The 24,244-nt window shown below is 62.5% G+C and carries 26 protein-coding genes and 3 pseudogenes; 6 read left to right on the plus strand and 23 right to left on the minus strand.

Annotated elements, in window-relative coordinates; all coding sequences use genetic code 11:
• Window positions 1-88, minus strand: a pseudogene (locus tag E0501_RS21630) (IS6 family transposase); the annotation flags it as partial.
• Window positions 89-263: 175 nt separating this feature from the next.
• On the opposite strand from E0501_RS21630, the gene E0501_RS20160 reads away from it, so the two are divergent.
• Together E0501_RS20160 and E0501_RS20165 are read left to right on the plus strand one after the other, a co-directional pair.
• Window positions 264-1,247: an acetamidase/formamidase family protein gene (locus tag E0501_RS20160; RefSeq protein WP_137703217.1), complete on the plus strand. Its 984-nt coding sequence runs from the start codon at window positions 264-266 to the stop codon at window positions 1,245-1,247.
• Between the two features lie 46 nt (window positions 1,248-1,293).
• Entirely contained in the window at window positions 1,294-2,055 is a 762-nt protein-coding gene (locus E0501_RS20165) for an SDR family NAD(P)-dependent oxidoreductase (RefSeq protein WP_137703218.1), read from the plus strand.
• Between the two features lie 69 nt (window positions 2,056-2,124).
• On the opposite strand, the gene E0501_RS20170 is transcribed toward E0501_RS20165, so the two are convergent.
• The 10 genes and pseudogenes from E0501_RS20170 to E0501_RS21400 all read right to left on the minus strand — a co-directional run.
• Window positions 2,125-3,837 carry an AMP-binding protein gene (locus E0501_RS20170; protein ID WP_137703219.1) on the minus strand — a complete coding sequence of 571 codons (1,713 nt, stop codon included), beginning with the start codon at window positions 3,835-3,837 and terminating at the stop codon, window positions 2,125-2,127.
• Window positions 3,838-3,860: 23 nt separating this feature from the next.
• Window positions 3,861-6,251, minus strand: coding sequence for an amidase (locus E0501_RS20175; protein WP_170222795.1), 2,391 nt, complete (start codon window positions 6,249-6,251; stop codon window positions 3,861-3,863).
• A complete protein-coding gene (locus tag E0501_RS20180) occupies window positions 6,248-6,976 on the minus strand; it encodes an ATP-binding cassette domain-containing protein (RefSeq protein WP_137703220.1) in 729 nt (242 codons plus the stop codon). The genes E0501_RS20175 and E0501_RS20180 overlap by 4 nt, the downstream gene beginning before the upstream one ends.
• On the minus strand, window positions 6,973-8,016 hold the full coding sequence (locus E0501_RS20185; RefSeq protein ID WP_205123528.1) for a branched-chain amino acid ABC transporter permease: 1,044 nt from the start codon (window positions 8,014-8,016) through the stop codon (window positions 6,973-6,975). Before E0501_RS20185 ends, E0501_RS20180 begins: the two co-directional genes overlap by 4 nt.
• Window positions 8,013-8,882, minus strand: coding sequence for a branched-chain amino acid ABC transporter permease (locus tag E0501_RS20190; protein ID WP_137703221.1), 870 nt, complete (start codon window positions 8,880-8,882; stop codon window positions 8,013-8,015). Before E0501_RS20190 ends, E0501_RS20185 begins: the two co-directional genes overlap by 4 nt.
• A gap of 57 nt (window positions 8,883-8,939) precedes the next feature.
• Window positions 8,940-10,187 (minus strand): urea ABC transporter substrate-binding protein, encoded by a 1,248-nt coding sequence (locus E0501_RS20195; RefSeq protein WP_137703222.1) that lies wholly within the window; start codon window positions 10,185-10,187, stop codon window positions 8,940-8,942.
• 57 nt (window positions 10,188-10,244) lie between these two features.
• On the minus strand, window positions 10,245-11,882 hold the full coding sequence (locus tag E0501_RS20200; RefSeq protein WP_137703223.1) for a flotillin family protein: 1,638 nt from the start codon (window positions 11,880-11,882) through the stop codon (window positions 10,245-10,247).
• A 306-nt stretch (window positions 11,883-12,188) separates the two neighbouring features.
• Window positions 12,189-12,827 (minus strand): pyroglutamyl-peptidase I, encoded by a 639-nt coding sequence (locus E0501_RS20205; protein WP_137703224.1) that lies wholly within the window; start codon window positions 12,825-12,827, stop codon window positions 12,189-12,191.
• Window positions 12,828-12,900: 73 nt separating this feature from the next.
• Entirely contained in the window at window positions 12,901-13,779 is an 879-nt protein-coding gene (locus tag E0501_RS20210; protein WP_137703225.1) for a nitrilase family protein, read from the minus strand.
• A 143-nt stretch (window positions 13,780-13,922) separates the two neighbouring features.
• Window positions 13,923-14,024, minus strand: a pseudogene (locus E0501_RS21400) (IS6 family transposase); the annotation flags it as partial.
• 51 nt (window positions 14,025-14,075) lie between these two features.
• Between E0501_RS21400 and E0501_RS21225 the strand changes: the two are divergent.
• Window positions 14,076-14,231, plus strand: coding sequence for a hypothetical protein (locus E0501_RS21225; protein ID WP_161594673.1), 156 nt, complete (start codon window positions 14,076-14,078; stop codon window positions 14,229-14,231).
• A 297-nt stretch (window positions 14,232-14,528) separates the two neighbouring features.
• Here the strand turns inward: E0501_RS21225 and E0501_RS21405 are convergent.
• The 11 genes and pseudogenes from E0501_RS21405 to E0501_RS20260 form a co-directional block, all read right to left on the minus strand.
• A pseudogene (locus E0501_RS21405) lies at window positions 14,529-14,609 on the minus strand (IS6 family transposase); the annotation flags it as partial.
• A gap of 378 nt (window positions 14,610-14,987) precedes the next feature.
• A complete protein-coding gene (locus E0501_RS20215; protein WP_137703226.1) occupies window positions 14,988-15,911 on the minus strand; it encodes a transglutaminase family protein in 924 nt (307 codons plus the stop codon).
• Between the two features lie 48 nt (window positions 15,912-15,959).
• On the minus strand, window positions 15,960-16,169 hold the full coding sequence (locus E0501_RS20220) for a hypothetical protein (protein WP_137703227.1): 210 nt from the start codon (window positions 16,167-16,169) through the stop codon (window positions 15,960-15,962).
• Complete coding sequence (locus E0501_RS20225) at window positions 16,169-16,702, minus strand: hypothetical protein (protein WP_137703228.1); 534 nt, start codon at window positions 16,700-16,702, stop codon at window positions 16,169-16,171. Before E0501_RS20225 ends, E0501_RS20220 begins: the two co-directional genes overlap by 1 nt.
• Window positions 16,703-16,778: 76 nt before the next feature.
• Complete coding sequence (locus E0501_RS20230; RefSeq protein ID WP_137703229.1) at window positions 16,779-16,958, minus strand: hypothetical protein; 180 nt, start codon at window positions 16,956-16,958, stop codon at window positions 16,779-16,781.
• A 90-nt stretch (window positions 16,959-17,048) separates the two neighbouring features.
• Complete coding sequence (locus E0501_RS20235; protein ID WP_193555918.1) at window positions 17,049-17,855, minus strand: transglutaminase-like domain-containing protein; 807 nt, start codon at window positions 17,853-17,855, stop codon at window positions 17,049-17,051.
• Window positions 17,856-18,221: 366 nt separating this feature from the next.
• The gene (locus E0501_RS20240) at window positions 18,222-18,701 is read right to left on the minus strand and encodes a hypothetical protein (RefSeq protein WP_235857927.1); all 480 of its coding nucleotides are present in this window, start codon (window positions 18,699-18,701) and stop codon (window positions 18,222-18,224) included.
• A gap of 270 nt (window positions 18,702-18,971) precedes the next feature.
• Window positions 18,972-20,060 (minus strand): protease modulator HflC, encoded by a 1,089-nt coding sequence (hflC, locus tag E0501_RS20245; protein ID WP_137703230.1) that lies wholly within the window; start codon window positions 20,058-20,060, stop codon window positions 18,972-18,974.
• On the minus strand, window positions 20,057-21,124 hold the full coding sequence (hflK, locus tag E0501_RS20250; RefSeq protein ID WP_137703231.1) for an FtsH protease activity modulator HflK: 1,068 nt from the start codon (window positions 21,122-21,124) through the stop codon (window positions 20,057-20,059). The genes hflC and hflK overlap by 4 nt, the downstream gene beginning before the upstream one ends.
• A gap of 107 nt (window positions 21,125-21,231) precedes the next feature.
• On the minus strand, window positions 21,232-21,576 hold the full coding sequence (locus E0501_RS20255; protein WP_137703232.1) for a hypothetical protein: 345 nt from the start codon (window positions 21,574-21,576) through the stop codon (window positions 21,232-21,234).
• Window positions 21,573-21,881: a hypothetical protein gene (locus E0501_RS20260; protein ID WP_137703233.1), complete on the minus strand. Its 309-nt coding sequence runs from the start codon at window positions 21,879-21,881 to the stop codon at window positions 21,573-21,575. The genes E0501_RS20255 and E0501_RS20260 overlap by 4 nt, the downstream gene beginning before the upstream one ends.
• 280 nt (window positions 21,882-22,161) lie before the next feature.
• On the opposite strand from E0501_RS20260, the gene E0501_RS20265 reads away from it, so the two are divergent.
• The 3 genes from E0501_RS20265 to E0501_RS20275 all read left to right on the plus strand — a co-directional run bounded on the left by E0501_RS20265 (window position 22,162) and on the right by E0501_RS20275 (window position 23,401).
• On the plus strand, window positions 22,162-22,587 hold the full coding sequence (locus E0501_RS20265) for a hypothetical protein (RefSeq protein WP_137703234.1): 426 nt from the start codon (window positions 22,162-22,164) through the stop codon (window positions 22,585-22,587).
• Window positions 22,584-22,997, plus strand: coding sequence for a hypothetical protein (locus E0501_RS20270; RefSeq protein WP_235857928.1), 414 nt, complete (start codon window positions 22,584-22,586; stop codon window positions 22,995-22,997). Before E0501_RS20265 ends, E0501_RS20270 begins: the two co-directional genes overlap by 4 nt.
• Window positions 22,998-23,212: 215 nt before the next feature.
• Window positions 23,213-23,401 (plus strand): hypothetical protein, encoded by a 189-nt coding sequence (locus tag E0501_RS20275; RefSeq protein WP_137703236.1) that lies wholly within the window; start codon window positions 23,213-23,215, stop codon window positions 23,399-23,401.
• 56 nt (window positions 23,402-23,457) lie between these two features.
• Here E0501_RS20275 and E0501_RS20280 read toward each other — a convergent pair whose 3' ends face one another.
• Window positions 23,458-24,192: a Crp/Fnr family transcriptional regulator gene (locus E0501_RS20280; protein ID WP_137703237.1), complete on the minus strand. Its 735-nt coding sequence runs from the start codon at window positions 24,190-24,192 to the stop codon at window positions 23,458-23,460.
• Between the last annotated feature and the right edge of the window lie 52 nt (window positions 24,193-24,244).

Here is a 24,244-nt window from a genome sequence, read left to right on the forward strand (position 1 = left end):
ACAACGGGAAACGCACATAGAGCATCACTGCCAGGCGGATGATCTCCGGGCTGGTCTTGAAGTACTTGAAGGGGGAACGCTTGGTCATCTTGAGAGGCTAAGAGAGCCCCCTGCCCGGCTCAAGGCAAGTTCCTCTGACATGACCCATGCCGGAGTCGATCATCGAGAACCGGAAGAAGATCGAGGAGCTCACCCGACAGGCCACTTGCCAAGTACCCGAGATGCTCTAGTCTGATGGCATGAGACAAAAGGGAGGTTTCCCGATGACATGGCTCGACTCCTCTGTCATGGGCCGGCGCGGCGTCGCGCAAGGCCGGGAAGGACAGCACCATCACCTCACCGAGGCGATGCAGGACGAATACCACTACGTCTACGGCCCCTATGCAGACCCGGTGATGACCATCGCCCCCGGCGACGTGGTCGCGGTCGAAACTCTCGATGCCTTCGGCGGCGCGGTCAAGACCGAGGATGATCTGCCGTCGAAAGTGCTGAACATGCCCTTCGTGAACCCGCAGAACGGGCCCATCGCGGTCGAGGATGCCAGGAAGGGCGACGTTCTCGCGGTCCATATCAGAAGCCTTCTGCCCCGGGGTCCGCAACCGGCCGGCACCACGGCCCTGATCCCCGATTTCGGCGGGCTGGTGGCCTCGGGCCTGACGCATCTGAACGCGCCGATCGCCGAGCGGGTCAAGAAGATGGATGTCACGCCCGACGGGATCCGCTTCTCGGACCGGATCACCCTGCCCTACGAACCCTTCGTCGGCACTATGGGCGTCAGCCCCGAAATCGAGGCAATCTCTTCTCTCGTGCCCGACTTCTACGGCGGCAACATGGACCTGCCCGATGTGGCTCCGGGTGCCGTGATCTATTTCCCGGTCCAGCGGGACGAAGGTTTCTTCTACATAGGCGACTGCCACGGCCGTCAGGGAGATGGTGAGCTTTGCGGCGTCGCGGTCGAGATCCCGGCCACGGTGACCGTGCAGATCGACCTGATCAAGGATTGGGCCATCCCCGGCGTGAGGCTGGAAACCGAGGAGTTCATCATGGCCGTCGGGTCGGCCCGGCCGATGGAGGACGCGGCGCGCATGGCATACCGTGACCTCGTCCGCTGGATGGTCGAGGATCACGGTTTCGAGGAAACTGAGGCCTACTTCCTCGCCACCCAGGCGGGCAGGATGCGCGTCGGCAACATGGTCGACCCGAAATACACGCTGGGCGCATCGATGCTCAAACGCTACCTGCGCTGATCCGACGGCGGGTCGGTCGCGCGGACAGAACGGGAGAACGTGCAAGATGGACCTGGGATTGAAAGGTCTGCGAGTCCTTGTCACCGGCGGCACCAAGGGCATCGGCCGAAAATGCGCCGACATCTTCGCCGACGAGGGCGCTGCCGTCTCGGTATGCGCCCGCGACGCGGCCCACGTGACTGCCACGGTGGAAGCGCTCAAGCAGAAGGGGGTTCCCGCCTTTGGCCGCGCCGTGAACGTCGCGAACGCCCATTCGCTGAAATCCTGGGTTCAGGACAGCGCCGCCGCGCTCGGCGGGATCGATATGGTCGTAGCGAATGTCTCCGCGCTTGCCGTTGCCGATGACGAGGCCGCCTGGCAGGCCGGTTTCGAAACGGACATGATGCATTCCGTCCGGCTCGTGAATGCCGCGATGCCCTGGCTGGAAAAGTCGCAGGCGGCGTCCATCACCCTGATTTCCTCGGTCTCCGGGCGCGAGATCGACTTCACCGGCCCGGCCTACGGCGCCTTCAAGGCCGCCCTTGTGCACTACGCCCAGGGCCTGGCGATGAAACTCGCCCCGATGGGTATCCGTGCCAACACCGTTTCGCCCGGAAACACCTATTTCGAGGGGGGCATCTGGCAATCGATCGAACAGAACAACCCCGATCTCTTTCGGGATGCCCTTGCGATGAACCCGATGAAGCGCATGGCCAACCCCGACGAGATCGCGCGCGGCGTGGTCTTCCTCGCATCGCCTGCGTCGAGCTTCACGAGCGGCACGAACCTCGTCATCGACGGCGCCCTCACCAAGGGCGTGCAGCTCTGACGCGACCGGCCCGCGCCCGGGCGCGCTCCACGAGGCGGTCGTCACCCAATCCCGGGTGGTCAGGCGCGATCAGGAGGACAGTCCCAGATCCTCGATCATCCGCGCGCGCATGACGAATTTCTGCGGCTTTCCGGTGACCGTCATCGGCATCTCCGTTACGAAACGGATGTAGCGCGGGATCTTGTAATGCGCGATCTTGCCCCGGCACCAGTCCCGCAGGCCGTCTTCCGCCATCTGCGCCCCCGGGCGCAGGATGATCCACGCCGCGACCTCCTCGCCGTATTTCGGGTCCGGCAGACCGAAGACCTGCGCCTGCGAGATGTCGGGATGGCCCACTAGGAACTCCTCGATCTCGGCCGGATAGACGTTCTCGCCCCCGCGGATCAGCATGTCCTTCAGGCGCCCGGTGATCCGGCAATAGCCCTCGGCATCGATGGTGGCCAGATCGCCGGTGTGCATCCAGCCGCCGCGGATCGCCTCCACGGTGCGCTGCGGATCGTCCCAATACCCCTTCATCACAAGGTAGCCGCGCGTCAGCAACTCGCCCTGCTGGCCGACAGGCAGGGTCCGGCCCTTGCCATCCACCACCTTGCACTCGGCATGGGGCTGAATGCGCCCCACCGTCGATACGCGCCGCTCCACGGGATCATCTACCGCCGACTGGAACGAGATCGGGCTCGTTTCGGTCATACCGTAGCCGATCGTGATCTGCCGGCAATTCATCCGTTGCATGACCCGGCGCATTAACGGCTCCGGGCAAGGGGCGCCCGCCATGATCCCGGTCCGCAGGCTTCGTAAGTCGAACCGGTCGAACTCGGGGTGATCAAGCATCGCTTGGAACATCGTCGGCACGCCGTGAACCGCCGCGCAGCCCTCGGCATCGATCGCCGCCAGGGTTTCGCGCGCATCGAAGGCCTCTCCCGGGATGACCATGGCCGCGCCATAGGCACAGGCCGCAAGGTTACCCAGGACCATGCCGAAACAATGGTAGAACGGCACAGGAATGCACAGGCCTTCCCCCGGTCGCAGCCGCATGGCCCGAGCCGTCGAGATCGCGTTGTTCACGATGTTCCGGTGACTCAGCGTTGCCCCCTTCGGGGCGCCTGTCGTGCCGCTGGTGAACTGGATGTTGATCGCGTCATCCGGGTCGAGGCTCGCGCCGATCGCATCAAGGCGGGCCCGAAGCGCGGGGCCGCCCTTGGCCATCACCGCATCGAACGACAAAGTGCCGGGCCGCGGGTCCGGCCCCAGCTGGACCACCGACCCGAGCCGCGGCAAACGCGCCGCCCGCAGCCGCCCGGGTGGGCAGGTGTCCAGCTCCGGTGCCAGCTCGGCCAGCATGGCCATGTAGTTCGACGACTTGAATTGCGGCGCCACGATGAGACAAGACACGCCGGCCTTGTTCAGCGCGTATTCCAGCTCCGAGCTGCGATAGGCCGGGTTGATGTTCACCAGGATCGCGCCGATCCGCGCGGTCGCGAACTGCGCCAAAAGCCATTCCGGACGGTTGGGCGACCAGATGCCCACCCTGTCGCCCTTGTAGACCCCGATCGCCAGGAGCCCCGCCGCAAGACGATCGACCAGCTTCGCAAACTCGGCATAGGTCCAGCGGTCGCCGGTCTGGCGAAAGACCGCCGCCGTTCGCGACGCGTGCCGCCGCACGACCTCGGACAGGAAGGCCGGGATCGTGGCCTCGATCAACGGACGATCGGTCACCCCCGCCACATGCGACAGGCCGTTTGCGGGGCGAATGCCCGGTCTGGAGATCACCCGTGCCGACATCGCGTCGCTGGTCCTTTCCGGCCTTACATGTTGCGCCAATCACCGGCCTGTTCGAAGGCACCCGCCGCGCGGTAGATCGTGCTTTCCTCGTAGCGCCGTCCCACAAGCTGCAGGCCCACGGGCAACCCGTCGGACATCCCGCACGGGATCGACATTGCCGGATGGCCGGTGACGTCGAACGGCGAGGTATTGGGCAGCATCTCGAAGGCGCGCTGCGTCCAAAGCGCCAGCGAACTGTCCGGCGGCGGCAGCGGCGTCGCCTTCATCGGGGTCGTCGGCATCAGCAGCAGGTCATAGGAGGCCAATACATTATTATACTCCTCGCGCAGCTTCCGCGCGAGGTTCTGCGCCTTGGCGTAATAACGGCCGCGCGTGTGCTTCAGGTGATACTGCCCCACGAACATCGAGATCTTCAGCGTGTCCGACAACTCGTCGGCCCGCGACCGCCAGTTGGAATGATAGTCCAGAAGCGAGGTGGTATAGAGCCCTTCCCAGCCGGTGCCGAAGCCGTTTCCGATCATCATCTGGTTGGTCAGGCCTTCCAGCCCGATGGGCGTCCAGATCGCCGGTCCGTACAGGTGCCAGGGGATCGAGATCTCGTCCACCGTGGCGCCCAGGCTGCGGAACACATCCGCCCCGGCGCGCACCTTCGCATCGACATCGGGTTCCGACTGTTCGTGCCCGAACCCTTCCTTGACCACGCCGATCCGCAACCCCGAGGCGCCGCGGTTGACCGACGCCGTGTAACGTTCAGTGTGCACGTCGTACTGGCGCGGGTCGAGGCCGTCGGCCCCGGCAATCACCTCGAGCATCAGAGCGTTGTCCATGACGGTCTGCGTCATCGGCCCGGCATGGTCGATCGTGTTCTCGATCGGCATGATCCCGGAATAGGGCACGAGGCCATGGGTGGGCTTCATCCCGTAGACCCCGCAGAACGAGGCAGGCATCCGGATCGAGCCGCCCTGGTCGCCGCCGATCGCCATGTCGACCAGCCCCGCCCCGACAAGCGCCCCCGACCCCGACGACGACCCCCCCGCCGAATAGCCCGGCTTGTGCGGGTTGTGCACGGCCCCCGTCGCGTTGGTGTGGCTGCCGCCCGAAAGGCAGAAATACTCGCAATGCGCCTTGCCCATGATCGTCGCGCCGGCATCCAGAAGGCGCGTGACGATGGTGGCATCGATATCGGGGGTATAGCCCTTCAGGGTCGACGCCCCGTTCATCATCGGCACACCCGCCAGGCACACGTTGTCCTTCAGCGCGACCGTCCGCCCAAGCAATGGTCCGCGCGGCGCGCCCTTGATCTCGGTCTTCACGTACCACGCGTTCATCGGGTTTTCCTCGGGTGTCGGACGATAGCCCGAGGTACGCGGATAAAGTACCGGCGGCAGGTAGTCAGGCAGCGAATCCACCACATCATAGGCATCCAGTGTGCCTTGCATGACATCGAGGAATTCCTGGATCCGCTCATCCGACATGTGCATGCCCAGTTCGGCGACAATCTCTTTCATCTGCGAATGGGTGGGGCGCTGGACGGTCATGTAGGACATCCTTTCTTGCAACGATGCCGGAGCGGCGGATCTTTCGGCCGGGGTGCCCAGGCCGGGTCTGCTTCCCGCGGTGTTAGCCGGGGTCTCTTTGGGGGCCTTGTCGGCCTGAAGTGCCGACAAGGCGCCCGAGGCCGGTTTCGCGGTCTGGGCGCTGCCCGCACCGAGACCGGTGAATTCCTCGATCAGGGCCGGGTCCGCCGCGTCCGAACCCGAGACCTCGCCCATGATGCTGCCCTTCTGGATCAGAAGGATCCTGTCGGACAGGGCGGTGATGAAATCGAGGCTCTGCTCCACCAGCACGATGCTCAGGCCTTCGCGGCGGTTCAGTTCCTTCAGCAGGTCGATGATCTCGTCGATGATCGAGGGCTGGATGCCCTCGGTCGGTTCATCCAGAAGCACGAGGTCCGGGTCGGACACCAGGCACCGCGCCAGGGCTAGCAATTGCTGTTCGCCGCCCGAGAGCGCCCCGCCATCGCGGTCCAGCAGCCGTTCGAGCCGCGGAAAATCGGCCAGCACCCGGTCGATGGCATCGTCCTCATCCATGTCATGCGCGGCAATGCCCATCCGCAGGTTGTCCCGGACACTCAGGTTGGGAAAGATTCCCCTGCCCTGCGGAACATAGCCGATGCCAAGCTGCGCGCGCCCCGAGGACCGCAGCCGCCCAATATCCTGGCCGTCGAACAGGACCGTGCCGCCCGAGGCCGGGATGATGCCCATCAACGCCTTCAGAAGCGTCGATTTCCCCATGCCGTTATGGCCTAGGATCCCCAGGATCTCGCCATCCTCGACCGACAGGTCGATGCCATGCAGCACGGGCACGCGGCCATAGCCTGCCCTCATGCCCGATACTTGCAGAAGCGCGCTCATGCCCTGTGCCCCAGATAGACTTCGCGGGCACGCGGATCGGCCGAAATCGCTTCCATCGTGTCCTGCATCAGGATGCGACCCTCGTGAAACAGCGTCACCGTGCGCGAGATCATGCGGATGAACTGCATGTCATGCTCCACAACGATCAGGGCCGACGTCTTGTTGATCTCCTCGATCAGCTCCACGGTCCTGTAGGTTTCCTCGTGGGTCATGCCCGCGGCCGGCTCGTCCAGCAGCACGAGCCACGGCTCCGCGGCCACGACCATGCCCAGCTCGACCCATTGGCGCTGCCCGTGGGCCAGCTGCCCGACCAGCGTGCGTCGGATATCGCCCAGTCTCAGGCGCTCGATCGTTTCGGCGGTAAGGCTGCGGGCACGCGACTCCCCGTGCCAGCGCCGGGCCGAGAGCCAGATGTTCTCTTCCACCGTCAACCCGTCAAAGACGTTGGGCACCTGCGTCTTGATGCCGACACCGAGGCTCGCAACCTCGAACGGCTCCGCCCCGGTCATCTCCTGGCCGCGGATGATCACGTCGCCCGAGGTCGGGGTCAGTTGCCCGGTCAGGCACTTGAAGAAGGTCGACTTGCCGGCGCCATTCGGGCCGATCAGGCAGCGCAGCTCGCGATCGAACAAGGTGAAATCCACCTGGTCGACCGCTCGCACGCCGCCGAAATGCATGCACAGGTCGCGGGTCTCGACAACAACCTCTCCGCGTTGGCGTGTCATCCCGCGTCCTCCGCCCTGCTCCGGCGGCGCCGGCGCGACCGCACGGGTCTCTTCCGGCGACGGCGGTTCACCCAGTCGATCACGGTCGGCGCCACGCCCTTGGGAACCAGCAGCACGAAGACGATCAGGATGACCCCGAGAACCAGGTTGTTGTTCAGAACGCTTTGGCCGCCCAGCGCCGAGGTCAGGTAGAACAGCGCAAAGGTCGCTCCGGCGGGCCCGATCAGCGTCCCGCGCCCGCCCACGATCACCCAGATGATCGTCAGCGCCGCGTTGTAGAGGTTGAACACATCCGGCGTGATCCGCCCCACCCCGTTGCAGAACATCACGCCGCCGACCGCGGCGATCCCGGCGCCGATGGTGAAGATCCCCAGCTTGTAGAGGCGCACGTCGTAACCCAGCAATTCCGAGCGAAGTTCGTTCTCGCGGATCGAGACGCAGACGCGCCCGAACTTGGTGTTCACCAGCCAGCCGGCGAAGACGTAACACAGGATGAGCGCCGCCATCGCGACATAGAACACCTGTTCGGGAAACAGGAAGGTGCGGGCATCCCAGGGCAGGTTGATCGGCGGAGACGACACCCCGTTGAATCCGCCCAGAAGCGCCTTGCCGATCTTGTATTCGGGTCCCGACGTGCGCCGGATCAGCGAAAAGAAGATCAGCGTCACGGTCAGCGTGATCACCCCCAGGTAGACGTCCGAGACGCGACCGAAGAAGATGAAATACCCCAACGCCGCGGCAAAGGCCGATGTCAGGAGCACCGCGATCAGGATGGCCCAGGTGGACCCGCCGATATTGATCGCCGAGATCGTGTAGACATAGGCCCCCAGCCCGAAAAAGGCGACCTGCCCGAAACACAGGATCCCGCCATAGCCCCAGATCAGCGCAAGGCTGAGCGCCAGGATCGCAAGCGCGATGGCGGTGGTGAGGTTGATGATGGTGAACAGCTGCAGCACATGCGGCGCCGCGAACATGAAAACGATGCCCAGCAGGGCATAGACAAGCGTCGGGCGCATCTGGCGAAGCATACCGCTGCTCATAGCGATTTCCGGAAGAAGCGGCCGGTGATCCCGCGCGGCATGAGCCGCAACAGGATGATCGCGGCAAGAAGAAGCGCGATCTCGCCAAAGGTCGAGCCCGCGATGAACGAGAAGATGCCGTTGATCCCTCCCAGCAGAACCGAACCGGCGGCCGTGCCGGCCAGGATCGACGCCCCGCCCGAGATCACGGTGATGAAGGCCTTGGCGATATAGGTCGCCCCGATGGTCGGCAGAACCCCCGTCATCGGCGCCAGAAGCCCCCCGGCAAGCCCCGAGACCGCCGCGCCCAACCCAAAGGTGATCATGTAGATCCGGCTGGTCGACACCCCCAGCGACGAGGCCATCTCGGCGTTCTGCATGGTACCGCGGGCCAGCAGCCCGAGCTTGGTGAACCGCAGCGTCATCCAGACCGCGACCAGCAGCGCGATCGTGATCAGGATGAGGAAAAGCTCGTAGCCCGACGCGGAATACGCGCCGATCCGCACCGCGCCCAGCGGCGGCGAAACGGTTGTCGCGGTCGAGGCGCCGAAGATCGATGTCACGATCCCCACCAGCAACAGCGACAGCCCCCAGGTGGCCAGCAACGTGTCCACCATCCGGCCATAGAGCCACCGGATCAGCAGGCGCTCGACGATCACCCCGATGATCCCCACGACGAGCGGCGCCAGGATCAGCATCGAGACCCAGATGTTGATACCCATGTTCGTGGCCACGACGACGGTATAGCCGCCCAGCATCAGGAACTCGCCATGGGCAAGGTTGATCACCCGCATCATCCCGAAGATGATCGCGAGCCCGAGACTGATCAGCGCCAGGTTGGCGATGACATAGATCAGCTGGAAAAGGACGGCGACGACGAGGTCCAAGAAAGGCGCTCCGAGGATAAGGTGGGGGTCCAGCACGAAAGCTGGACCCGAGGTCGGTTACTCGATCCCGGCCGCGGCCAGGCCGTTTTCGAACAGGAAGGTGGACTGATCGGGATTGGCGACCAGGTCACAGACCAGTTGCGTATCCGCCGGCGGCTGGTCGGTGAAGGATTCCACGATGTTCCAGGTCTGGTCCTTCAGTTCGCTAATGTAGACGTTCATGTTGCAGTGGTTCGTCTGCGCATCGATCGTCACCGCCCCGGACGGGCCGTTGTAGGTCAGCCCCGAGCGCAGCGCCTCAATCACCGGATCACGGTCGGGGGTGCCGGCCATCTTGACCGCTTCGGCCCAGAGCATCGCGCCCTCGTAGGACCGGACCGCCAGTTCGTTCATGACCGGACGATCGGCGCCCAGCCGCGCTTCGAGACGCTGCAGGAACTCGGTGTTGACGGCGTTGTCCGCGCCTTCGAAATACGAGTAGGAGGCGATGATACCGTCGCCTTCTTCGGCCGAGATCAGCTTCTGTTCGTTGCCGACGCCGAAGGTGGTGGAGGCGATCGGGATCTCCTTCATCATGCCGGCCGCCGCGTACTGGCGGTAGAACGACACATGCGCGCCGCCGACCAGGGCCGAGATGACGAAATCGGGCTTCGCGGTCTGGATCTTGTTGATGGTCGGGCCGAAATTGGTCACGTCCAGCGGGAAGAACTCCACGTCCAGCGTCTCTCCACCGTTCTCCGCCACGAACTTTTGCATCCACTGCGCGGTGATCTGTCCATAGTTGTAGTCGGCCGCGACGATGTAGACCTTCTTGCCCCACTTGTTCATCGCGTAAGGCACCACCTTCGCCACGGTCTGCGCCGGGGTCGAGCCGGTGCAGAAGCAGTTGTAGTCGCAGACGCCGCCCTCGTACTGGGTGTTGTAGAAATAGAGCGTCTTGAAGCGCGCCAGCGTAGGGCGGATTGCTTCGCGGCTGGCCGAGGTGATACCCGCATGCACCGTGTGAGCCCGGTCGCCCGCCGCGGCCTGGGTGGCATATTGCGTGTAGAACTGGATCGTCGACTGCGCGTCGTACAGCTTCAGCTCGACCTCGCGGCCCAGAAGGCCACCGGCGGCGTTGATGTCGTCAATCGCCATCTTGGTGGTCTCGGCCATCGGCGCGCCATAAATGTCCAGCCCCCCCGAAAGGTCGAGGATCGACGCGAAAATGATTTTGTCGCTGCCTTGTGCCCGGCCGATGATCGGGGCCGACGACAGGGCCAGTGCCGAGGACCCGGCCAGAAAACTCCTACGCGAAAAAGTCATGTTTTTTCTCCTGTTGGGTTAGGTACTTCGCGGATCGCGCATCGCGCATTGATCGCTTCAGTCCTTGGTTTCAGACGTTGAGCCGTCCGTTTCTTCCTTGCGGGTCTCCCCGCGACTTCTACGATCCAGCTGCGAGGTCACGCCGCGCACACCGTCGCCGATATTCATGCCCACTTCCTCGCCCAGCCGCTGAACCGCGGGAAGCTGCAGCGCCATGGACAGAACGCCATCGACCAACTGGTTGACCGTGCTGCCATCGCCCTCGCCGGCTCCGTCGCCCGTCGCGCCACCACCCCGGCCGACGCCGGTGATGTGATTGATGCGGATGCTTTCGATCTTCTCGGCGGGTTTCAGCATCCGTTCCACCACCTCGGGCAGGGTCTTGATGCGGGCCTCGTCGAGTTTCATCGACATAAGTTCCGTGCTTTGCGCGTTTTCGGCCTCGATCACCGCCGCACGGCCCTTGGCCTCCGCCAAGAGCTTGGACTTCTGCGCTTCGGCACGTTCGAGCATCGCCTTCGCCTCGGCCTCGGCCATCGCCAGGATCGTCCCCACTTCCGACTTCACGCGGGTATCGTCGACTTCGGCCTGCTCGGTGGCTCGGATCAAGGCGAGAACCTTGTCGCGATCCGCGGCCGCCTGCTCGCGGATCGTGCGAACCTTTTCCTCGGCCTCGGCCCCGGCCGCGGTGGCCGCGATCGCCTCGGCCTCGGCATGCGCCTCCTCGACCCGCTTGGCGGCGAGTCGGACGGTGTTTTCTGTCTTGGCCAGGGCCGTGGCCAGTTCGGCCGCCAGGCTCTGTTCCCGCAGCTCCCGGTCTTTCTGGATCTCGGTCAGCCGCACCTCGCGCTCGCGCGCGATCCGGGCCGCCTCGCGCCGCTTCTCCGATGTAGCCTGCTCTTCCGCCGTTTCAGCCATCGAGCGCGAGCGCGCGATCTCGATCTCGCGCTGCTGGGTGATCATTGCTTCCTCTTCCTCGCGCGAGATCGTCAGCTTGCGCTTGGTCGCATCCAGTTGGCTCTGGCGTACGGCGACCTCAGCATCGGATTCGATGACGGCGCGCTCCTTCTTGTTGACCGCGATGATTTCGGCAAGGCGCCGCATACCCAGCGCGTTGAAGGCGTTGTTTTCATCCAGCGCGTGAAACGGCGTTTGGTCGATCCGGGTCAGGGACACCGACTCGAGCAAGAGACCGTTCTGCGCCAGGTTCTCGGCCAGTATCTCCGACACCTCGCGCGCGTAACCGGCCCGGTTATCCTGCAACTCGTCCATGGTGTACCGGGCCGCTACCGACAGCATCGCATCGACAAGCTTGCCTTCCAGGGTTTCGGCCAGATCGGCCGAGCGGAACGACTTGCCCGCCAAGGCCTGCGCGGCAGTTGCAACGCCCTCGTCGGTCGCTCGGACGCGAACATAGAACTCGGCCCCGACATCGACACGCAGGCGATCCTTGGTGATGATCGATTTCGGACCCAGCCGCTCGATCTCGAGCTTGGTGGTCCGCATGTTCACTTCAGCGATCTTGTGCAGGAACGGCAGCGCAATGCAGCCGCCGTCGAGCACCACCCGCTGCCCGCCGGCCCCAGTCCGAACCAGGCTGATTTCGCGCGTTGCCTTGCGGTAATACCGGTTCAGAAACAGAATGATCAGGATCGCTGCGACAACAATAACGACGATAGTCACAAACACCGCCATCACGTCCACCCCCTTGTCTTGATATGGAGTGCGCGGCAGCGCGCACCCCGACTGGACCTATAGAAACTCGCCACAACCAATTTCTTGTCTGCAAGATGACCCAGCGTAAGCGTCGAGTCGAAAACCTGTCAACTCAGTTGATCAATCGACTTGCGTTCACGGCCACGACAAGAGGCTCGCAAAGAACGAAAAAACCTGTTTTGCCTGATATTTGAGCGCAAATTAACGTGACAGCCCCAATTCGTTCACCCCGCAAATGCCATTGCGTCGATGCCGGCTCTCAGTCCATTCCCACGACGTGCGGCGTCAGGCGACATCCAGCCCGGCGCGCAGCGCGTCGACCATGTCGTCCAGGCACATCGACGCCACGTCGGCGCGCTGATGCATCTCGAGTTGGCCATCCTCGGCCACCTGGTCCATCATCTCAGCCACCTGGCGCGGCAGATACGGCAGGTGAACAAAGCCCGCGTCGGTGTCGGGATGTCCTAGCGCGCAATGATGCAGGGCGATGTAAAGCGTCGCGTTGCAAAGATAGTTTCCGGCGCTGCCGGACTGGCGGCAGGGCAGCCCCGCCGCTCGAATCGCCGCTTTCATGGCATCCGCGCGCAGGGTCGAAAGATAGCCGTCCGGCCCGTCCTCGATCACCTTGCCGTTCTGGCGATGCCCGGCGTTGTCGGGCAATTCGAACCAAGACCAGTTGGCCGCCATACGCTCGATGCGGATCATCGGCTCACCCGGCCAGAGCCCCAGCGACACCACTTTCCTCGGGCGCAGGTCATCGATCAACTCGGGTAGCGCGCGGCCGACCCGTTGGAAATCCACCGGCAGGCTATGGCCCTTCACCGCCATGCCGCGGACCCGCATGCCATCGAGCGCCTGCGCCACCAGTTCCGAAGGATTGGCGCTGCGCCCGGCGTAGCTCTGGAAACCCGTGACCAGGATCATGTCCTTCCTCCTCGTCTAGCGGACCGCGCCCCGCGCCCGACCGGCCTTGGTGTTGTCGAAACCGGGCGCACCGCTAGACCCAACTGCGCTTCGCGCCCGAACCGAGCATCTCGCCGTAGACATCTGTGCGGCGGTCCCGAAGCACCTGGTTGAAATCGTTCCAATTGCGCTTGCGTCGCGCATCCGCGACGTTGAGATCGGCATAAAGGATCTCCTCGTCCGTCGCGCTGGCCGGTCCGGCGATCGGCCAGCCCGCATGGTCAGTGATCAGGCTCTGGCCGACAAAGGGCTGCCCGCGCTCCGTTCCCACACGGTCTGCCGCCGCCACGAAGACCGAGTTGGCATGCGACGCGCCCATGACCAGGATGTTGGCCATAGCGTCGCGCTCCGGGTCCTGCTCAGGCATCGGCACCCAGTTCGTCGGGATGCATACGATATCGGCACCCTGCAAAGCGCACAGCCGAAAACTCTCGGGAAACCACGCGTCATAACAGATCATCATGCCGATCCGTCCGATCGGAGTGTAGAACACCGGGAACCCCAGGTTGCCGGGCTCGAAGAAAAGGTTTTCCTCGTTCCACAGATGGTTCTTGCGAAACGTCCCGACATGACCACTTGGCCCGATCAGGACGGCCGCGTTGTAAAGGGCATCGCCCTCCCGTTCCGACAGGCCCGCGACGAGCCAGATCTCGCGCCGCGCCGCAACCTCGGCCCAGGCTTCGCAGGTCGGCCCGTCAGGCACCGTCTCGGCTAGGGCAAAGGCTTCCTCGCGGGTTTCAAAAACATACCCGCTGTTGGCCAGCTCGGGCAGTACAACCAGATTGGCGCCATTGTCCGCCGCAGTCTCGATCCGTTGAACGCTGCGACGGATGTTTCGCGCTTTTTCTCCGATGACGGGCTCCATCTGGACACAGGCGACACGAACCAAGGCTTCGTTACGTTGCTTTTCCATCCTCTTCCTCTTTCGCTCGCTTGCCCCGGGCCCCGGACCAACGGTTTCGGGGCCTAAATGCTCCAACCGAACGAGATCACCACCGGGCCTCATCCGGTGCGGCCAATAAATCCAGTCTAGTCCGAAACGGCCATTGCCGACATAACATTTTCAACGAAAGCACCGAACCGAACATACAGCATCACCGGCAGGCGGATGATCTCGGGGCTCGCTTTGAAGTACTTGAAGGGGGAGCGCTTGGTCATGGTCAGAGGCTACGCAACCGCCCTGCCCGCCTCAAGCCACGTTCTTCTGACATGACCCTCAAGATGGATCAGGAATGGGTCGAGTTGCTTGGTGAGGCATCTGCTGTTCCGCCTGAATGGAACTGGACCAACCTTGCAGGTAAAACCGGCGACGAGTTGGAGCTACAGTACCGGCACAAACTTGAGGCTCTGGCATACCCCTCCTGAAGGTCTGACGGGGCTGGGCCGGCAGTATCAGTGGCTCTGCGGAGGTTTCCTGACCCTCAGAAACGGCACAGATAACACGACCATCGCAGAACAGGCTGTGATATATTAAGTCAGCACAGCTGACACATGAGGTCAATTCATGGGAACCGAGAACAGGCAAGGACTCATCAATTCCGGGCAAGTATCAGCACCCGTTTGGGGAAGCCTCACAGAGAAGCAGGAACGGTTCGCACCGTGCTGTCAGACGAATTCAACTCGTCTCTGCAAGGTCAGTAGCGCTGTCCCTTATGCCGCGCAGAACCGGACATAGAGCATCACCGCCAAGCGGATGATCTCGGGGCTGGTTTTGAAGTATTTGAATGGGGAGCGTTTGATCATTTTGAAAGGCTACGAAAGCCCCCTGCCCGGCTCAAGCAAAGTTCCTCTGACAAGACCCAAAGAAGAGTTTTCACCAGAATTTCCCTGTAAATCGCGACTTATCAGGGAAATTCGCCCAAACCCCACCGACAAAATCGGGCAACTGAGAAGCTTGCGAAAATGAGGGGTTTTACAGCCCACGGTGCGTCTCAGCTGTGCACAGGCCAGTGTAAATGCACGAAACGACGGCAGAAATCGCGGTCAATTCTGCTGGGAAACGAGAGACAGGGGGGGGGTGGCGGAGGGAACAGGACTGGCGTCGAACCTTCTCCGGCCGTTAAAGTATTGTTATTGATAAGTTTAAACCAGCAGACGCAAGCCAGTCCCACCGAAATGCCATCAGACAAGCGCGATGTCCGCCCCGCCTCTTGGGGCCAGAAGCAAGTTGTCTTGTGCCGAAGCACTCTCCACTCTTACGAGCACCTCCATCGAGAGCAAATCGACGTTCGTTCCGACAAAGTTGCCTGCCACCGGGGTGACCTGTGCGATGTTTCGGGCCACGGCGAGTGGTATCAGGTTCCGGGACCCGAAGCTCCGGTTCGTGGGATCGAAGGCAATCCATCCGGCACCGGGTACAAAAATCTCGACCCAGGCATGGGTGGACCCGGAACCCGCAATTCCAAGGAGGCTTCCTTCCGCATCGGACAGATAGCCGGACACTATGCGGGAACCGAGTCCAAGTGTGCGCGCGGCTTCGGCGAGCAGGACCGCAAGATCACGGCACGAGCCCCACCGCCGGTCGAGCGTCTCGATCGGTGCCTGGGTGCCTTCAGTGTCGCGGCTCTGGTAGGAAATCTGGGTGAACACACCATTGCTGATGTCCTTCAGCAAAGACAGCGTGTCGGTCGGGCGCGCCATGACGAAGCCCTCGACCCATCGAGAAAGCCGACCGTCCGGGTCGGGGTATTGCGGAACCGTCAACGCGCCCAAATCGGTCCATTCGTCGGCGGCGTAGTCAAAGGGGTACTGCGCGGCCGAGGCGGCGATGGCAAAGACCGGCCATGCAGGCGCGGTGAGATCCACTGTGGCACGGCTCTCGATCACCAGATGATCTGTCAGGCTGTCAAAGATGGCGGTGGCGACAGCGTTGCCGGCCACGTCATGCGCCCAGGTTACCGTCGCCGTCGGAGAAATGGAGAGGGCATGCGCAATTAGTCGCAGTTCCCTCGTTTCTCGTGGACGTATCATCAACCGATGGGGCCCAAGGGGGACCTTTTGACGGTATCTGTAGGTCGTGGTGTGAACGATCTCGAGGCAGGCCAAAATGATGTTCCAGTTAGGATTGAGGAAGACGGTGCGCGGCTGCGGGGATCAGCGGCGGCGAGATGCGCCCGCGCTGACGGGCGCGGCGTTCCGCCAGGCATTCAACCCCTTGCAGCGCCGACAAATTCGTTCTCCGAAGCCTTCGCTCCAGAACGAGGTTTCGCATCGCAGGCATCGGCGTTCTTGCGGAACATCACCCACGGCCCTTGGGGTCGCGATGTCCGGTACGTCACCTTCGGCGATGGCCTCGTCCGCCATCACGTTTTCCCCGCAGCCAGACGGGTGCGCAAGGACGGCGGTGAGTCCGGTCGCGTAGGCATGCCTTCGTTTTCGGCGGTCTGGATGGACTCTTCGTCCCGCGCTCCTCGGGCGGTCGTCTTCGAAGGCGGCGCGGCCAGGTTCGGATCGGACGTCCCAGACCCGGAATAAAGATGTCGCAGGTGCGCCTCGGAGACCCCGTCGGCCTCCATCACGAGGCGCACCATCGGATCAGCCAGCATTTCCTCAAGGAAGAAGTCGGTCAACGCTCTGCCTGTCAGCTTGTCCCTGGCGCGGGCATGGTCCAGGTCGACAAGGGAAACGGTCAAAGTCCGCGCAAGTCCCGGATGAGATATCCGGGGATGAAGCTTCACAAGGACGGAGGCTTTCCAGGCTGCGGGATCCTGTTGATCCGGGGGTGAAACCAACTCCGTTTCGATCTCGTACTCTCCCGCCGGGAGCGTCTCGTCAAAGCCAGGAACGGTGAAGGGCCTGGAAAAAACCGCAATGGTCTTGCTCGTCAGATCTTCCATTGGCGCGTTCCTTTCCCTTGTTGCTGTGGATGGTCCGCGTCCATCACAGGAATGAGGCGCGTAACCTGTGTAGGTCTCAAGATGTCTTGGACTTCGCGGGTGCTTCCTTGTTAGCGGCCTTGGGCTCGGTCTCCTTGGCAGGGGTCGTTGCTGTTTTCGCAGGCTTCGGCTTTAACGCAGCCGCAGCCCTGGCGGTCAGGTCCTTGAAGGACATTTCATCGATCCTTTGATTTTCCGAGGCCAACTCCTCGTCCATGTCGGACCGGGATACCTCGCATCGGTACTGTATATATGGGGGCTGGCGACCCGAATTGCGATGGTGCATCGAAAAAGAGGCCGAGGTCAGTCAGGCCAGTTCATCTGTCCAAACCTTGAATTCCATCAAAGTGTTCTGGCCGAATGTCTGGGTCAGAGGGACATCGGCAGCATCGCGACCGCGCGCGATCAGGATTCTCGCAAACCTCGGCTTGTTGTTCCGCGGGTCGAACATGTGCCATTCACCAGCGAGAAAGACCTCCATCCACGCGGCAAAATCCCCGGGTGGATAAGGGAGAGGTTCACCGATGTCGCTCAGGTATCCGGTGCAGTAGCGGGCCGGAATGTTCATGCAACGACACAGGGAGATGGCGAGATGGGCGAAGTCTCGGCAGACACCCTGTCGCTCGGCCATGGTCTGCGATGCGGTGCGCGTCGCCTTCGCCTGCATGTAGTCGAAGCGGACATGTCCATGCACGAAATCACAGATCGCCTGGACGCGTGACCATCCGGGATCCGTGGTCTCGAAAAGGCGCCACGCCTCCTCCGAAAGAAGGTCGGTGTCGCAATACCGGCTGCCCTGCAGAAACACGAGGGTCTCGAACGGCAGATCCTGAACCGCGTGCTGCCGCGCGCCGGGCATGGAGGGATCAGGCTGGCCCGTGTCGCGGAAGATGCCATCCGTCGACAGGCGGAAGTCGCCCTCCGGGGCCAGGACGCGTGTACACCAGTTGCCGAAGCCATCCCGGTAGCTTTCGAGCGGCACGCTTGGCGACGTCACGAGGTAATCGGCACGTTCCAGATCGCCAAAACGCGAGTAGTGGACGTTCAGCATCGCAATCAGTGGCGTCGGCTGCGGGAAGCTGTAGCGCAGACGGCACCCGATGCTGACCCGCATGCCGGACAAACGGCCGCGCCTGGTCATGTCATGATCATCTTGCAAGGATGAGCGTCCGAGGCATTGGGCCGGTGCCAGCCTGCGCAAGGACGGGGAAGGCCAGTGACGCTATCACTCCAGCCACGATGGCCAGCCTCGAGATCAACCTTGCCAGCGGGTGTCTCATCGCCGCTTGCTCCTTGGCGGACCGTAGTCCGCCGGTTGCCGCGCGAGTCTTCGATAGCCCAAGCGTGAGCGTTCCAGTCAGCCGTCGCGTGGGCGCGGGCGGTGGCGGGGAGCCCCTGGAATTCGGTCTCGTTGGCATGCCTTCGTTCTCGGCCACCTGGATCGCGAAGTCCAGCGGAACTGTCCGATGAGTGCGACCGGTCATCGGGGCGACAACCTGTGCAGGGCCGCAGCGGCAAGAGCATGTTCCTTCTGGTGGTAGTCGCCGAGGAACTTGCCATCGACCTGCACCTCCCAGATGCCGTTTCTTTCGTTGACCTGAACCCCACCGCGCTGCGTTGGCCGGTTCATGGAAGACCCCTGTTCTCCTCCGCCTTTCGGCGACACGGGTTTCTTGTCGGTCAATTTGGGCTCGTTCGCGATAGGCGCGCGCTCCTCTACGAGAAGCATCACGGCGCGAATGAATTCTTCCGCATAATCATCGGTTTCGCGGTAATCGTGTTCGTGCTGCACCATACGCATCGGTTCCACGAACCGTTCTCGCAGATGGTCGACGAAACGCGGCTCGGTACGGGCCATGTAGGCGATCAGGGCCTGTAGGATCCGTTCATGAGCCAACACGCGCCGTTCGAGATTGGTCGTCTCTGCTGCCGTCCTGGTAAGATGTTTCACTGATGTCATGGCTTATCATCCTTCACGCTGCACTGTGGGACGCTGGATGTCGTGCGTACGAGTGTGGCCAGGCAGGCTACCGCCTCGTCGCGATCCAGCTCTTGCTATCCTCCTACCAGCCAAGCGCAAATCGTGCGCTGACGCAGGTTAGGGGCACGGAAATTAAGTGGTTGTGTCTTGCTCAGAAGCGGAAAGAAGCCGACCTCGGTGGTCCAGATGTCATTGACGTGCTTCCTGATTGATACCCTCAATTCATGCTTGAAACCTTCCACCATGAACCTATCGGCCTGCTTCGACCTCCGTCTGTGTCACGATTGGCGTCGCGGGGGCTTGCGCTGGTCGGGCCCTGCCGATTGACGCCACGCCACCGTCGCTTGGAACGCTGCCTGGATCCCGGATTGGGTCTGCCTCTCCCTGCATGCCGCGCAGGAACTGGAACAGATCGCTGTCCGTCGTCAGGACAAGCGTCGTGTCGTCGGAAATCATGTCGCTGTAGGCCTGCATGGTTCGGGTGAAATCGTAGAATTCGACCGAAACGGCATCGACATTGTAGGCGCCCGCATAGATTGCTGCCGCTGCGGCATCGGCGGCACCGCGGATTTCCTCGACGGCGCGATAGGCTTCGGACTGGATCTTGTTCAGATCCCGCACCCTATTGCCTTGAATACGGGCCGCTTCACCGTTGCCTTCGGACAGGAATCTTTCGGCGATCTGTCGCCGCTCCGAGATCATGCGGTCATAAATCTTGGGTCGCACGCTCTCATTGTAGTTTATGCGCTTGAAACGAATGTCGAGAAGCTCAATCCCGAAGACGCGCACCTTCTCCGCCGCCGCCTCGAAGATCTGCTGCTCGACCAGCGCCCGCCCCTTCGTGATAGGAACCAGTGCGCCAATGTCCTGCGCAAGCTCCTGATCAGTCAGAAGCGTGTCCCGAAGCGGCGTCCGGCCCCTGGTCGTGCGCACAATCTCGATAAGTTCGTGCTTGGCGACGGCGTTCCGCGTCTCGCTACCGAGGATATCATCGAGGCGCGACTGGGCGCTGCGCTCGTCGCGCAGGCGCAGAAAGTACTGCAGAGGATCGGTGATCTTCCAGCGCGCGAAGAGATCGACCGAGATATAGAGCTTGTCTTTGGTGGGCATGTCCGATGGCGAGCCGTCCCACTCCAGAACCCGGCTGTCGATCCGGTTAACTTCCTGAACGAAGGGGAGTTTTATCTTGAGACCAGCCTCAGTGATCGGCGCGCCGACCGGCTTGCCGAACTGGGTGATGATGGCCTGTTCGACCTCGCCGACCGTGTAGACGGCGGATGACGCAGCGACGACCCCGGCAACCGCAATCCCCGAGGCAATAAGCGAAAGGGTCTTCATCGTTGCTCTCCTGTCTGTCGATCAAGGTTCAAAAGCGGGAGGATGTTTGCCGTGGACCCGTCGACAATGATCTTGGAACCAATTCCCGGCAGAACATCCTGAAGGGTTTCGATGTAGATCCGGCGCCGGGTAACTTCGGGCGCCAGACGGTATTCCGTCAGGAGGGCCGTGAATCGGGCCGCATCGCCCTCGGCTTCATTGATCCTCCTCAAGCGATAGCCATCGGCTTCGCGGATCCGCTGGTCCTTTTCGCCTTCGGCCAGAGGTATGACGCGGTTGTATTCGCGGCGGGCCTCGTTGATGATCCGCTCTTTTTCTTGCTGCGCCTGATTGACCTCGTTGAACGAGGCCTGAACGGGTTGGGGCGGATTGATGTTCTTCAGCTGTACCTGATCGATGCTGATACCCATCGCGTACTTGGTCGCGAGCGCCTGCATTTTCAGCAGGGCTTCGCTTTCGATTTCCTGACGCCCGACGGTGATCACCTCGTCGACTGTGCGGTCTCCCACGACTTCACGCATGACGGACTCCGAGACGTAACGCAGGGTCGCGCTCGGCTCACGCACCTCGAACAGAAATTTCCGAGGTTCGGAAATCCGGTACTGCACCACCCACTCCACGAGCGCGGCGTTGAGATCGCCAGTCACCATCTCGGTCTCGCGGCGACCGTCCGTCGGGCTCTGATAGGGATCGGAGGCACCCGGAGTCGTGAACCCGAACTCCTGTTTCAGCTGGCGCTTGACCGGGACCAACGTGGTCACGTCAATCCCGAACGGGATCTTGAAGTGCAGCCCCGGAGGGACCTCGGCCGCGTACTTCCCGAACCGTTGGACAATTGCGACGGAGTCGCTCGGCACCGTGTAATATGAGGTCCACGCCCCAAACGCCGCAAGCGCAATGGCGGCCCCGATTGCAAGACGCTTCACCGGTGGCAGACCGTCCGGCAGGATGCCGTGCAGCCGATCCCGGCCCCGCCTGAGAATTGCATCAACCTCAGGGGGAACGCGGGTCTGCTTGTTTTTCCAAGGCCCGCGATCTTCCGGTCCATTATCATCAGAAGGCATCGCAAGCTCCTATCTCGGTTTTGGCACTCGGGGCGATGCCTGGCTCGCGCGTTTGACGGTGCGACCCGTTTTGCGCCATCACATCGTCGGCTCTGAACGGCATGACCTCAGAGGTCCAGTTCCTTCAGGCAGGCTTGCGCAATGTCTCGGTCTGGGGCATCGGTTCCTGGCATCGTCGCCCAGCCGGCTGTCATGAGAGCGTCGCGCTTCTGGTAGGTTGAAGCTGCCCGGATCGTTGCAAGCTTGTCCACCCGAGCCGGGTCTGACCGCGCCATGTCGAGGCAGACCGGTACCATTGAGGCGACGACATCGTTACGTGACATCGCCACCGCCCGGTCATTCGAGGTGCCGCCGGTCACCCAGCCGCCCCATGTGAATCCGACGACACCGACAAAGACAGCACCGATCACGGCACCATAGATGCCGGGTTTGAGCCATTCGGGAGTATTCATTTCAAGTCCTCCTGCGGAGAAAGCGCCGCCTCGCTGTGATTGTTCGTTTCGGTTGTGGCCGCATCCCGGCCCAGCGCCTCTTTCAGGTCGCGCTCGGATATCACCCGGAGTTCAATTCGCCCCGCATGACCGCCCCTTCCGCGCACCGTCAGGTAGGTCGCCGTCCGTCTATAGGCCTCGAAGCTCAGCCCCTGGAGAAGCTCCTCTTCGACGAGAACATCATAGTCTCCCGCAGGCAGATCGCCCGGGTATCCCGGCAAGGTGAACGGGTTTGAAAACGTCACCGTCGATCTGGTCGACCGCATGTTCATCTCTGGTCTCCGCGATGTTGGCAGATCCGTCGCTCACCACTGTTGACGGCCCCTTGGAATGCGGGACGGACCAGTCGAACGATTGAGTGTCTTGTACCTCGGGATCGTCCGACTGGTGCTGACGCATGTTAGTCCCGGGCACCGAACCGGCTGCGACCCCGTCCTTTGGGAAGTCGCCCACACTGACCTGTGTAAGGGCGGCGAGACCGACCTGCGCGTATCCTTTGGGAAACAGGAGCGATCTGCGTTCCTGCAACCCTTGAAAGGATTGGCGATGGCCGACAACAATGTTCTCAACCCGCACCCGCCCGAGTTCGATCGGTTTCTCCAGGCATACGTCGGCGAGGACCGGAACGGCTATGCCGTGACTGTGCTCTCCACGCTCGCGCGGCTTGGCCTCGATCCATGGAACGAAACCGCTGAACTGGTCATGCTGGGGCACGACGCCGCGCAGGCACGCTTGGGAACGCTGCTTGCCCGATTTCGGGACGTTCCCGCGCTCGCCAGCGATCACGGCAAGATCGCACGAGACTTGAGCGAGCTGCTTCCCGAAGGCCGGGCGTCAGGTAGCCTGAAGCGAGCTGCCTCGACGGGCGCCCACGGGCGCCCGGGAGGAAGCGGCGCGATCTGGGCCGTGTTCGCGATCATCTTTGTGCTGTTTCAGATGTTCATGGTTGGCGGGTCGGGGTCAGGCGAATGACCGTATCAACCGCGACCGCGAGGAGACCGGCCCATGCGGCACACAAGTCCGGTACGCTTTCTCCACACGAACAGGGCAAACTCTGGGACATGGAGGAACAGTTCTGGACCAGCGGCGCCGACAGTGCGCAGGCGACCACAGCAACCAACGCAGTTATGGTCTTCCCCTATCCGCCCGGCATCCTCCAGGGCGACCAGATCTGGCCCCATCTTCGCGAAAGGACCGGCTGGCGTTCCGTCGTCATGGCCGAACGGCGCGTGACGCGATGCGGTGACATCGCGATCCTCACTTACCGGGTCTCGGCTGAAAAAACCGACGTGCCGATCTACAAAGCGCTTTGCGCCTCAACGTACCTCAACGATGAGGACACCTGGCTGAGGATTTCCCACCAGCAAACTGTGGTGATTTAAGAACCGCAGAGGCAATCGACCTGCCGCGGGCGCCGGGACTAACCTGCGTCAGTGCGGCGAGGCCCTGGCACGGTTAGATGAGACGTGCCCGCCGAATATTTGGTGGCGCATCTTTTTCCGAGTACCCGAGAAGCGTGTGGACGTGTCGATCCCAAAAAAGGTCGGCATGTCGACACGCTTCTTATTCTCGGAGTGTCCAGGAAAGGACAATTCCAATGACTCCCGAACAGAACAAGACTGCCGAGAAGATGACCTCCATGAAGGCCGCGTGGGACAAGGCGCCCTCCGGCCCGAAGAAGGACGCTGCTCTGAAGCATTACCAGGCAGCCGAGAAGGCCAACACCGCGAAGAACGACGCCGAGACCAACAAGGAACTCGATGCGGCGAGCGAGAAGCTCTCGTGACATCCGACACCTGATGCAAACCTTGGCCGCCCCTCGCTTTGCGGAGGGCGGCCCTCTCATTTCAGGAGCGGCCCGGTCTGGTCGAGATATGCCGGATCGAACCCGGCAAGATCCACCAGCCCGCCATAGTCGTGAAGCGTAACGCGGCCGTCCCGAAAGGTGACCAGTCCACTCTCGCGAAGCTGCCGCAGGACGCGGTTCACATGGACTGCGCTCAACCCCAACGTATCGGCGAGGTGATACTGCGTCAGCGGGCAATCATACCCATCCTCAGTCCCCATGCCCACCAGCGCAAGCCGCGATCCCAACTCCAGCAGAAAATGCGCCATGCGGGCGTCCGCGTCGCGCCGGCCGATCCCGACAAGGTGTTCGACCACCATTGCCTCGTCCCGCGACGCCGCCCAGAGAATGGCTGTCGCCAGGCGCGGCGTCTGCGCGAACGCATCAAGAAGGTCGCTCTTCAACACTTCAGCGGCCTCAATTTCCACGATAGGTTCGAAACTGTGATCCGAGGTGCGCAACAGCAAGCTGCGCAAGCCGAGGAAATCTCCAGGCACCTGAAAATCGACAATCTGGCGTGTCCCGTCAGGCTGGAGCTTGTAGGAACAGACCCAACCTGCGGATAGAATATAGGCGGCCTGAGTCGACTGGCCCTGATGCACCATATCACGCCCCGCAACGAAGGAGCGGCGACGTTGGTGCAGGCGCTCGAGCACATCCAACTCCGCCTTTGACAAAGCGACAAAGGCCGAAAGTTTGCGGGTCAGGGGGCTGTGTTCAACTGATGTCATGTGGCCTCCCGGCGTGTCGTGACCCAAGAGCAGAAATCGGCTCGGACACTGC

Origin of the sequence: Marimonas lutisalis (assembly GCF_005434965.1) — a bacterium.
GTDB lineage: Bacteria > Pseudomonadota > Alphaproteobacteria > Rhodobacterales > Rhodobacteraceae > Marimonas_A > Marimonas_A lutisalis.

Excerpts from the sequence above, each read along its gene's own strand:
- hflK (WP_137703231.1), bottom strand. The coding sequence starts at position 21,124 with ATGCCTTCTGATGATAATGGACCGGAAGATCGCGGGCCTTGGAAAAAC.
- E0501_RS20175 (WP_170222795.1), bottom strand. The coding sequence starts at position 6,251 with ATGAGCGCGCTTCTGCAAGTATCGGGCATGAGGGCAGGCTATGGCCGC.
- E0501_RS20265 (WP_137703234.1), top strand. The coding sequence starts at position 22,162 with ATGGCCGACAACAATGTTCTCAACCCGCACCCGCCCGAGTTCGATCGG.
- E0501_RS20260 (WP_137703233.1), bottom strand. The coding sequence starts at position 21,881 with ATGCGGTCGACCAGATCGACGGTGACGTTTTCAAACCCGTTCACCTTG.
- E0501_RS20185 (WP_205123528.1), bottom strand. The coding sequence starts at position 8,016 with ATGAGCAGCGGTATGCTTCGCCAGATGCGCCCGACGCTTGTCTATGCC.
- E0501_RS20235 (WP_193555918.1), bottom strand. The coding sequence starts at position 17,855 with ATGCGGGTCAGCATCGGGTGCCGTCTGCGCTACAGCTTCCCGCAGCCG.
- E0501_RS20275 (WP_137703236.1), top strand. The coding sequence starts at position 23,213 with ATGACTCCCGAACAGAACAAGACTGCCGAGAAGATGACCTCCATGAAG.
- E0501_RS20195 (WP_137703222.1), bottom strand. The coding sequence starts at position 10,187 with ATGACTTTTTCGCGTAGGAGTTTTCTGGCCGGGTCCTCGGCACTGGCC.
- E0501_RS20230 (WP_137703229.1), bottom strand. The coding sequence starts at position 16,958 with ATGGACGAGGAGTTGGCCTCGGAAAATCAAAGGATCGATGAAATGTCC.
- E0501_RS20225 (WP_137703228.1), bottom strand. The coding sequence starts at position 16,702 with ATGGAAGATCTGACGAGCAAGACCATTGCGGTTTTTTCCAGGCCCTTC.
- E0501_RS20200 (WP_137703223.1), bottom strand. The coding sequence starts at position 11,882 with ATGGCGGTGTTTGTGACTATCGTCGTTATTGTTGTCGCAGCGATCCTG.
- E0501_RS21225 (WP_161594673.1), top strand. The coding sequence starts at position 14,076 with ATGACCCTCAAGATGGATCAGGAATGGGTCGAGTTGCTTGGTGAGGCA.
- E0501_RS20180 (WP_137703220.1), bottom strand. The coding sequence starts at position 6,976 with ATGACACGCCAACGCGGAGAGGTTGTTGTCGAGACCCGCGACCTGTGC.
- hflC (WP_137703230.1), bottom strand. The coding sequence starts at position 20,060 with ATGAAGACCCTTTCGCTTATTGCCTCGGGGATTGCGGTTGCCGGGGTC.
- E0501_RS20270 (WP_235857928.1), top strand. The coding sequence starts at position 22,584 with ATGACCGTATCAACCGCGACCGCGAGGAGACCGGCCCATGCGGCACAC.
- E0501_RS20165 (WP_137703218.1), top strand. The coding sequence starts at position 1,294 with ATGGACCTGGGATTGAAAGGTCTGCGAGTCCTTGTCACCGGCGGCACC.
- E0501_RS20170 (WP_137703219.1), bottom strand. The coding sequence starts at position 3,837 with ATGTCGGCACGGGTGATCTCCAGACCGGGCATTCGCCCCGCAAACGGC.
- E0501_RS20205 (WP_137703224.1), bottom strand. The coding sequence starts at position 12,827 with ATGATCCTGGTCACGGGTTTCCAGAGCTACGCCGGGCGCAGCGCCAAT.
- E0501_RS20240 (WP_235857927.1), bottom strand. The coding sequence starts at position 18,701 with ATGACATCAGTGAAACATCTTACCAGGACGGCAGCAGAGACGACCAAT.
- E0501_RS20280 (WP_137703237.1), bottom strand. The coding sequence starts at position 24,192 with ATGACATCAGTTGAACACAGCCCCCTGACCCGCAAACTTTCGGCCTTT.
- E0501_RS20210 (WP_137703225.1), bottom strand. The coding sequence starts at position 13,779 with ATGGAAAAGCAACGTAACGAAGCCTTGGTTCGTGTCGCCTGTGTCCAG.
- E0501_RS20160 (WP_137703217.1), top strand. The coding sequence starts at position 264 with ATGACATGGCTCGACTCCTCTGTCATGGGCCGGCGCGGCGTCGCGCAA.
- E0501_RS20255 (WP_137703232.1), bottom strand. The coding sequence starts at position 21,576 with ATGAATACTCCCGAATGGCTCAAACCCGGCATCTATGGTGCCGTGATC.
- E0501_RS20220 (WP_137703227.1), bottom strand. The coding sequence starts at position 16,169 with ATGGCGGACGAGGCCATCGCCGAAGGTGACGTACCGGACATCGCGACC.